The sequence below is a fragment of the Psychrobacter sp. genome (assembly GCF_036731945.1).
Classification (GTDB): Bacteria; Pseudomonadota; Gammaproteobacteria; order Pseudomonadales; family Moraxellaceae; genus Psychrobacter.
Genome location: NZ_DAINDI010000033.1, coordinates 20,491 through 29,517, shown reverse-complemented (window position 1 = coordinate 29,517; position 9,027 = coordinate 20,491). Strand labels below are relative to the sequence as shown.

At 41.9% G+C, this 9,027-nt stretch carries 8 protein-coding genes; 5 read left to right on the top strand and 3 right to left on the bottom strand.

All coding sequences use genetic code 11. From position 1 onward, the window contains the following. The first annotated feature begins 203 nt into the window (after positions 1-203). Entirely contained in the window at positions 204-902 is a 699-nt protein-coding gene (locus tag V7D75_RS08380; RefSeq protein WP_333614198.1) for a DUF2057 family protein, read from the top strand. Positions 903-1,042: 140 nt separating this feature from the next. Here V7D75_RS08380 and V7D75_RS08375 read toward each other — a convergent pair whose 3' ends face one another. Beyond that, positions 1,043-1,531 (bottom strand): Dps family protein, encoded by a 489-nt coding sequence (locus V7D75_RS08375; RefSeq protein WP_068407074.1) that lies wholly within the window; start codon positions 1,529-1,531, stop codon positions 1,043-1,045. Between the two features lie 354 nt (positions 1,532-1,885). Further along, on the bottom strand, positions 1,886-2,551 hold the full coding sequence (locus V7D75_RS08370; RefSeq protein WP_201541237.1) for a YcxB family protein: 666 nt from the start codon (positions 2,549-2,551) through the stop codon (positions 1,886-1,888). Between the two features lie 508 nt (positions 2,552-3,059). Between V7D75_RS08370 and serS the strand changes: the two genes are divergently transcribed. The 3 genes from serS (at position 3,060) to V7D75_RS08355 (ending at position 7,637) form a co-directional block, all read left to right on the top strand. Continuing rightward, a complete protein-coding gene (serS, locus tag V7D75_RS08365) occupies positions 3,060-4,346 on the top strand; it encodes a serine--tRNA ligase (protein ID WP_333614197.1) in 1,287 nt (428 codons plus the stop codon). 279 nt (positions 4,347-4,625) lie between these two features. Continuing rightward, entirely contained in the window at positions 4,626-6,623 is a 1,998-nt protein-coding gene (tkt, locus tag V7D75_RS08360; protein ID WP_333614196.1) for a transketolase, read from the top strand. A 135-nt stretch (positions 6,624-6,758) separates the two neighbouring features. After that, positions 6,759-7,637: an AbiTii domain-containing protein gene (locus tag V7D75_RS08355; RefSeq protein WP_333614195.1), complete on the top strand. Its 879-nt coding sequence runs from the start codon at positions 6,759-6,761 to the stop codon at positions 7,635-7,637. Between the two features lie 104 nt (positions 7,638-7,741). Here V7D75_RS08355 and V7D75_RS08350 read toward each other — a convergent pair whose 3' ends face one another. Then, a complete protein-coding gene (locus V7D75_RS08350; RefSeq protein WP_333614194.1) occupies positions 7,742-8,347 on the bottom strand; it encodes a YceI family protein in 606 nt (201 codons plus the stop codon). Positions 8,348-8,564: 217 nt separating this feature from the next. On the opposite strand from V7D75_RS08350, the gene V7D75_RS08345 reads away from it, so the two are divergent. Next, positions 8,565-9,027, top strand: a 463-nt coding sequence (locus V7D75_RS08345; RefSeq protein ID WP_333614193.1) for a nuclease-related domain-containing protein, incomplete at its 3' end; no start/stop codon positions are given.

The window sequence follows — 9,027 nt, the reverse complement described above, 5'->3', positions numbered from 1 at the left end:
GATTGATGAGCAGACGCTCGCCGCCGAGCTTGCTGATATCGCCCAAGAAACGCAAGGTGACAGTGAGGTCGCCAATCAAGACCAACATACCATGCCACTCGACTTTTAACCTTTCGTTTTTTGACCTTTAGCTTTTAATAATTAGTTTTTAACGTTCATAGACACGCCCTTTATACGCCACCTTACTATCTCTGGAATAATTTATGAAACCAAACGCTTCTTTGCTAAAAAAACTGACGATGAGCACGCTATTAATTGCTGCAGGCTCAGTATCGATGTTATCGCATGCGGCAGTGACTCTGCTTGTTGATGACCATATCAAAGTAACGGCTATCAATGGGCAAGAAATCCAGCAAAGCCCGTTTCAGCCATTGAAGAAGTCGTTTACCTTAGAGCCAGGTCAGCATGCGATTACCGCTAAATATGATCGCTTATATAACTTGCGCCGTGATGAGCACGATTATTTGCGCTCAGGTAATGTGAGTGTGACGGCAGAATTAAAAGATAATCAGACCTATCGTCTCGTTATGCCAAATCAGCCAGAAAAATATGAAGCAGCAAGAGAATTTGCCAAGCGTCCAACGTTGGCAGTGCAACAGAATAATACGGTAGTTGCCAGTCAGCAGGCGCTAGAGGGTAGTCAAGGTGGTTTGCTATCAGGTTTGGGTAAAACATTGGGCGGTGTATTTGGCGGCGCAAATGATGCTGAGCTACAAAACCAACGTGCCATTGCTGCATTAGGCCAACCTACTGCCAGCCCTGTCAATACAGGTGCTGTGACTACAGTTCAGCAAACGACAAGCGCTGCTGCCTCTACCAGTACCTTGGATCAGTTTATGCAGATTTGGTTACAAGCAACGCCAGCCGAGCGTGAAAAAATACGTCAGTGGATTGAAAAGTAAAGTCATTGGAAAATAAGTAGTTATTGGTAAAGAAGCATAAAAAAAGCACCTAAATTAGGTGCTTTTTTCTTACTTACTATCTATTCAGTTAATAAACGAATTGAGTGATAAATGGTTTTATGTATTTATCTGTTTAGCCGTTATTTAGCCAAAAAAGCGTTATACATCCAAATCAGCTTTTCTTGTTGTTGTACATACTCATCAACTAAATCTGCGGTACCTTGGTCTTCCGCTCGTTCTGCCAATGCTGATACTTCACGTTGCTCTTCAATCAGCGCTTGTAGGCCAGTCACTACACCTTGCACACAAGCATTACCGTCTTTAACGTTTTTATCTTCTTGAATGTTGGTATGTTGACTAAAGTCGCTATAAGCATGCAGTGGCGTGCCACCCAAGGTTAAGATACGCTCAGCGATTTCATCAATTTCTACTTGCAAATTGGTATATAGCTCTTCGAACTGCGGGTGCAAGGTGAAGAAATGCTCACCTTTTACGTTCCAGTGATAACCACGTACGTTGATATAAAACATATGATAGCTTGATAATAAGTCGTTTAACTTATCAATCACTTCGCTCATATCTGCTTTTTCTAGACCGATTTGGTTGGTTGCATTATTAGTATTACTCATAATATTATCCTTATAGTTTGAGTGTTGATTTAAGAGACTGGTTATTTTTATAAACTTAGACTTAATCATCTAAGGCAAATGTAGAAGTATAAGAGTGTAGCAAGTCATCTCCTGCATTGCTATGCTCGTTATATATCTTCTACAGGTTTTTAGGTCTCTATACCTTGTCTGTTTATGCTTATTATAATAGCAAAGATAATATGATAAGTTAAATTCAATTAATCTAAGGCTGTGATTGATTTTATAGAATTATAAAATCACAGTATCCATGCTATTCACACCATTTTATAAAGCCAACACCTATACAAGTTTAATGCTTAATTATAAAAAACCACAGTAATTTAAAAGCCACTTTTATAGTTTTGCAGGTGGCTGTAAGTTTTCAGGGTTTAAGCCTTTAACGGCAATGACTTCTTGTAGATGCTGACGTACGGTATCGATTGGGAACTTTTGCGTTTGTAAACGCTTAGGAATGATTTGGCTACCTTGTTGACCCTTTAGCTCAAACATCATGAAAATATAGTCATCAGTTTCATCCCAGCTTTTGACGGCGCTCCAAGGAATAACCGCCTGTTGAGTGCTACCAGCGCGCATTTGCATACCGCGCATCTGATTGCTATTAAACATATCAGGCTGATTGACCGGCATTGCCATGACTAAACCATGCTTTTGCACGCCCAATTTCATCTGACGCATCTCATCAGGCATTTCTTGGTCAGCCACTTGTTTTTCAAACTCTTTTTTAACATACCATTTAAAGCCAAGGGTACGTACCAATAGATAAATGACCACCGCCGCTAGCATCAGCCAAAAAATAATGGTCGAATAACCAGTTAAAAAAACCAAGCCCGCGATGGCTAATATGACGACGACTGCCATAATAATCCACTCTTTCATCTTAATACTCGACAGACCAAACGACGGGCTGGCACTGGCAAATAGCTCATATTGGGCTTGATGAAATTCGGCCTCGGTTAGGTTTAAGGCGACAGGTTGAAGCGTGTAGGGGTACAGGGCCATAAAGGTTTCTCAGATACGTATGTTAAAAGCGTGGGATGAAAAGCGTCAAAGCGAGGCTGCGATGCCATACTTAGCGATGCTTGGCGGAAAGCAGAATAAAGATATGCGCTTATCTTACCGAAAACTGCTCTTAAATGAAACATATAAGCGGGTCTGTCGACCAATAGCTCGGTTATTTTTCAGATAGCATCCTCATTTATAGTAGGCACGATAATAGCACTTGATACACAAAAGCATGATGTGGCTTCTTTTATTTGTTATTTAACCCATAAAGCTTGCGCAAAGAACGTGCTAGATTGTGGCAAAACATAGCCAAAACATGGTCAAATCTGCTTGGTATTGGTATGATAGTGACTATTATTTATGGTTCAGATTGAGATGGCGTTATCGAGCAGCTTTATAACGATTTTATAAGGCTGGGCACGCTATTTCATATTTTTTTGATATAAATTGGCTACTATTTTCCCTTTTTATTTTTTACTCACTTTTGGCGCTACAGGCAACTATTATGATTGACCCAAAACTCTTACGCGGTGATTTAACGGATTTACAACAGCAGCTGGCCACGCGTGGTTATGCGCTTGATATGGCGTTTTGGCAAAGTATCGAAAACGAACGTAAGTCTTTGCAAGTCAAAACCGAAGAGCTGCAATCGCGTCGTAATGCCGGTGCTAAGCAAGTGGGTGCGCTAAAAAAATCGGGCGCAGATGCCAGCGAACTGTTGGCTGAGATGCAAAGTGTCAGCGGTGAGATTAAGACAGCTGAAGATGAGCTGCGTACCTTGCAAGAGCGTATTAGCCAAGCGGCCATGCAAATCCCGAATATCCCAGCCGCCGATGTGCCAGTCGGGACATCAGAAGACGATAACGTCGAAGTGCGCAAATGGGGAACGCCGCGCGCGTTTGATTTTGAGATTCAAGATCATACTCATATCGGTGAAACGCTAGGTATGCTTGATTTTGAAGCCGCTGCAAAATTAACAGGTAGCCGTTTTAACGTCTTAAAAGGTCAGCTTGCTCAAATGCATCGTGCTTTGATTCAGTTTATGCTCAATACTCATACCATCAAGTACGGCTACACTGAAACCTATGTGCCTTATATTGTCAATTCTGAGAGTTTAAAAGGTACGGGTCAATTGCCGAAGTTTGAAGATGATTTGTTTAAATTGACCAATCATACCAATAACGATGGTACTGATTTTTATTTGATTCCAACGGCCGAAGTGCCCATGACCAACTTGGTACGCGGTGAGCGTTTGGATAGTAAAGAGCTGCCGTTGAAGTTTACCGCCCATACGCCATGTTTCCGTAGTGAAGCAGGCTCGCACGGCCGTGATACCCGTGGTCTGATTCGACAGCATCAATTTGAAAAAGTTGAAATGGTTAATATCGCTACCGCTGAGCAATCAGATGAGCTACTTGAGGCGATGACGGCACAAGCTGAGTACATTTTACAGCAGCTTAATCTGCCGTACCGTGTGGTCAAACTATGTACTGGCGATATGGGCTTTGCCGCTCAAAAAACTTATGACATCGAAGTGTGGTTGCCAAGCCAAGATACCTATCGTGAAATCTCAAGCTGCTCTAACTGCGGTGATTTCCAAGCCCGCCGTATGGGTACACGCGTTAAAGATGGCAAGCAGACGAGCCTAGCGCATACGCTAAATGGTTCAGGTTTGGCAGTCGGTCGTACGTTATTGGCAGTGATGGAAAATCATCAAAATGCCGATGGTAGTATCACCATTCCTGAAGTATTGCGTCCGTTTATGGGCGGAGTTGAAACCATTTCAGCTTAATGATTTAGTTTTTTATCTAAACTGCGGGTTGGTTGCTGACTCGCGGTTTTTTCATACGTATTGGTTTAATAAAACTGATACGAATGATTGTTAAATACAAACGCTTCTGTCAGCGCATTTTTAGATTGCTAGATGGCAAATATGTTAATATTGCATGTGATTTTATAGTCTATCTTTTGATGACATCCATTGTACTTTTGTCGTATTTCTGATGGATTGCCCTCTGAGTAACCCTTTCTCTTATGCTCCATACTTTTCATTCGAATATTAGGACACTCTATGCCGACCCCAATTAATGAACGCAAACTTGCCAATGCCATCCGTGTACTGTCGTTCGACGCGGTTCAAAAAGCCAATTCTGGACACCCAGGCGCGCCGATGGGCATGGCTGATATTGCCGAAGTATTGTGGCGCAAATTTTTAAAGCACAATCCTGCTGACCCGCAATGGCACAACCGCGATCGCTTTGTACTATCAAACGGTCATGGCTCGATGCTCATTTATTCCTTGCTGCATTTATCAGGCTATGATGTCAGTGTCGATGACTTAAAAGGCTTTCGTCAGCTGCACTCAAAAACTCCAGGACATCCTGAACTTGGCTATACGCCAGGTATTGAAACGACCACGGGACCACTAGGTCAGGGAATCGCCAATGCCGTTGGTTTTGCGATTGCAGAGAAGACACTAGCGGCACAGTTTAACCGTGACGGCCATAACATCGTCGACCATCATACTTATGCGTTCTTAGGCGATGGCTGCTTGATGGAAGGTATCAGCCATGAAGTTTGCTCATTGGCTGGCACCTTAGGTTTAGGTAAATTGGTCTTTTTCTATGATGATAATGGCATCTCAATCGATGGCGATGTCGAAGGCTGGTTCACTGATGATACGCAAGCGCGATTTGAAGCGTACGGCTGGCAAGTCATCAAGGTTGACGGTCATGATACCGATGAGATTACCAAAGCCACTGAGCAAGCCATTGCTGAGACCACTAAGCCAAGCTTAATCATCTGTAAAACGACGATTGGTGCTGGTAGCCCAAACAAGCAAGGTTTAGCAGCCAGTCATGGTGCACCATTGGGTGATGACGAAATCGTCTTGACCCGTGACGCTTTAGCATGGACTCATGCGCCGTTTGAATTAGATGATGAAATCTATGAAGCGTGGGATGCTAAAGCAAAAGGTGATGTTCAGCAAAAGAACTGGGATGCGGACTTTGAAGCCTATAAAAAAGCCTATCCAGAGTTGGCAGCTGAGTTATTACGCCGTTTAAACGGTGAATTGCCAGCGGATTTTGAAAGCCAAGCACAAGCCTATATTCAGCAAACCCAAAAGCAGGGCGGTGATGTTGCCAGTCGTAAAGCCAGTCAAAATGCGATCAATACCTTACAGCCGTTATTGCCAGAGTTATTGGGTGGTTCAGCGGATTTGGCAGGCTCAAACCTTACGCTATTTAAAGGCGCGAAAGGCATCGAAAAAGACGCTGATGGCAACTATATCTATTATGGCGTGCGCGAGTTTGGTATGACAGCTATTGCCAATGGTATCGCGCTGCATGGCGGCTTTATCCCTTATGTGGCGACCTTCCTGATGTTTATGGAATACGCGCGTAATGCGGTACGTATGGGCGCACTCATGAAGCAGCGTGTGATTCATGTTTACACTCATGACTCTATCGGCCTGGGTGAAGATGGCCCGACGCATCAGCCAGTTGAGCAATTGACTAGCTTACGTACCACGCCAAATCTACGCACATGGCGTCCGTGTGATGCGACCGAATCGGCCAGCGCTTGGGTTGAAGCAATTAAGTCTGAACACAATCCATCAGCACTTATTTTTAGCCGTCAAAGCTTGCCACATCAAGCACGTGATGCTGAGCAAGTCGCTAACATCGCTAAAGGTGGTTATGTGTTAGCGAAAGAGCAAGGCGAGTTACAATCAATTATCATCGCGACAGGTTCAGAAGTTGGCTTAGCTATGCAAGCGCACGAGACGTTAAGCGCAAATGGCGTTGGCGTCCGTGTCGTCTCTATGCCATGTGCCGAGATTTTTGTAGAGCAAGATGCTAGCTACCGTGACGCTGTATTGCCAGCTAATATCCGTGCTCGCGTTGCAGTGGAGGCCGCGCATGTAGATTACTGGTATAAGTTTGTCGGTCTAGATGGCAAAGTTATCGGAATGACGACTTATGGTGAATCAGCGCCTGCTGATGAGCTTTATAAAGAGTTCGGTATTACCACTGAAGCGGTGGTTGATGCAGTAAATAGTTTGGTGTAATAAACCTAACTTAGTTAGCGTTTAAACAAGAAAGAGCTACTGGAGAAATCTGGTGGCTCTTTTTCATTTCTTGTAGCCAATTAATGCGTTAACTTGTATCATCTAAGTAAACTAAAGTCTTATTTAGGTATGTCCATGATTAAAGAGCTAGTTAAAGATATAAGTTACGACAAAATAACCCTCAATCAGGCTTTAACTAGAGCTAAGTTAGTAGCTTATAAAATTGATAACAACGAGTTCATCAATTGGATAAATAAAGAGCTTAACGGATATGATGATTTAGACATTGTTCCTGAATATCGAGAATTTTATTGTGAAGTTTTTGCCAAAGTGCAAAGCTCGTACTATGGAAGCAAAGATGTTCCTATAGATTTAACGGCGATTAATGAAAGAATTGATGGAAATCTCTACACTTACGTTCACAGGGCAGGGATATCAAATATAGAACAAAACGTAATAGATGCTAAAGACGCAAACGAACAATATGGCTATATTGATTTTCCTATTGAAATCGTAAGAGATGTAGTAAGAATCTTCCAACGAGATGATATTATAGCTGTAAGAAGAAGAATAGTTTTTGGTAGCTTACATAACATCTTAAACATGACCAAGCAAAAGCTTTTAGACACATTGCTTGAATTAAATAAAGCTTTCCCAAACTTAGAAGATGAATATATGAATGAGGATAAAAAAGATACAGCGAGTCAGATAGTAACTAATATCTATGGTAACAATGCGAGTTCAAACGTGGGTGTTGGTCAAAATTTTACTCAAGGTATTAGCAATAGTTATACAGCAAAAGTGGAACAAGTTCTCAATGACTTAAGACAGCTAGGTGTTCCAAATGAAGATATTAGCGAATTAGAAGATATTATTAATAGTGAGCAAGATAAAAGTAAACTTGGTACTAAGTTTCTTGCTTGGTCTTCGGCACTTATGACAAAAGCTGTTGAAAAAGGTATAGATGTCAAAGTGCCTGAAGTTTTAGATGTGATTCAAAATCTTTTAACTTAGTTTTTTAATTGAGCACAGAATTCTCTATATATAATTTAATAAACTTCAAAAAAAAGAGCTGCTAGAATTATCTGACAGCTCTTTTTTTTTAATCTGTTTTAATATCAATTCGCCGCAATCAGCTTTCCTGATATCTCGAGCGGGATGATATTGCTAATCAGTTTTGGAAAAGCCGTCACCCCGTAGTTATAGCGATCGACCATACCTGTCGCGCGAAACTTTAACGTCGGTTGAGAGGTGGCAGGGTCAATCTCTACATCAGACAAAGTCACTCTTACCGTTAACGGTTTGGTTTGACCTAAGGCGGTAAAATCGCCCGTGACATTGGCTTCTTTCGGCGTGATCATCTTGATTTTTTTTGAGACAAACGTCATCGTTGGATATTGCTGAGTATTGAGTAGCTCTTTACGGCGCAAAAAACTGTCACGTAGCCTGCGCTCGGTATCGATGCTATTGGTATGCACGGTAAAATTAATGGTCGTACTCTCAGGCTTTTTGACGTCATAATTGATCGATCCATTTACTTTACGAAACTTACCGTCAGTGGTCGCCTTGCCTAAGTACTTGACCTCAAAATCAGCGCTGGTCTTAGGCACATCCAGCTTCCACTTTTGTGGCATCGTATTAGCGGCGCCTCCCATTATAGGCAAAGATAATAATAAAGAGGTGCCAAGCGTAATCTTTAGCAAAGAGGCGGCGCGAGTATTCATACGTATGATCCAAAGGGTGGTATTAAAGTCGTCAGTATTGAACATGCCTTTAGGGCACAACTGAGCGTTATAGCTGAAATAATAATACGATAGCCTACTACAATTGTGCTGTTTCAATGTATTATTAAAGTTATGAGCGGTTTAGAAGTAAGACTTACACTTTACACTGGCTTAGCGCTTAAAATAACCAATTTGACTTTTTATATAGTAGAAAACCATGTCTTTGATGTCCAGCTTTAAAGGTATCGTCGGCGAGACCGTCATCAATGTGGCCATGTGGCTAAAACTTGAAAAAGACGTTTATCATCGTCTAAACAATATCACTTTGCCGTTAGCGGATGGCGGCAGCACCCAAATTGACCATGTTATCGTCTCTAGGTATGGCATCTTTGTAATCGAAACCAAAAACTATAAAGGCTGGATTTTTGGTAATGAGAAGCAAAGACAGTGGACGCAAGTCATCATGGGTCGTAAGTATAAATTTCAAAATCCATTGCGGCAAAATTATTTGCATATAAAAACGCTGTCTGATTTATTAGAACTGGAGATGAGTTATTTCCATTCGATGATTGCCTTTATCGGCGAGTGTGAGCTTAAAACTCGTGATGAACTACCTGAGCATGTATTGACGAGCGGCATGGCATCTTATATCAAGAAAAAACAAGATAAAATGCTTACCG

What these genes read in the sequence shown, in the direction of transcription:
- serS (WP_333614197.1), top strand. Translation starts at nt 3,060, where the DNA reads ATGATTGACCCAAAACTCTTACGCGGTGATTTAACGGATTTACAACAG.
- V7D75_RS08355 (WP_333614195.1), top strand. Translation starts at nt 6,759, where the DNA reads ATGATTAAAGAGCTAGTTAAAGATATAAGTTACGACAAAATAACCCTC.
- V7D75_RS08380 (WP_333614198.1), top strand. Translation starts at nt 204, where the DNA reads ATGAAACCAAACGCTTCTTTGCTAAAAAAACTGACGATGAGCACGCTA.
- V7D75_RS08370 (WP_201541237.1), bottom strand. Translation starts at nt 2,551, where the DNA reads ATGGCCCTGTACCCCTACACGCTTCAACCTGTCGCCTTAAACCTAACC.
- V7D75_RS08350 (WP_333614194.1), bottom strand. Translation starts at nt 8,347, where the DNA reads ATGAATACTCGCGCCGCCTCTTTGCTAAAGATTACGCTTGGCACCTCT.
- tkt (WP_333614196.1), top strand. Translation starts at nt 4,626, where the DNA reads ATGCCGACCCCAATTAATGAACGCAAACTTGCCAATGCCATCCGTGTA.
- V7D75_RS08375 (WP_068407074.1), bottom strand. Translation starts at nt 1,531, where the DNA reads ATGAGTAATACTAATAATGCAACCAACCAAATCGGTCTAGAAAAAGCA.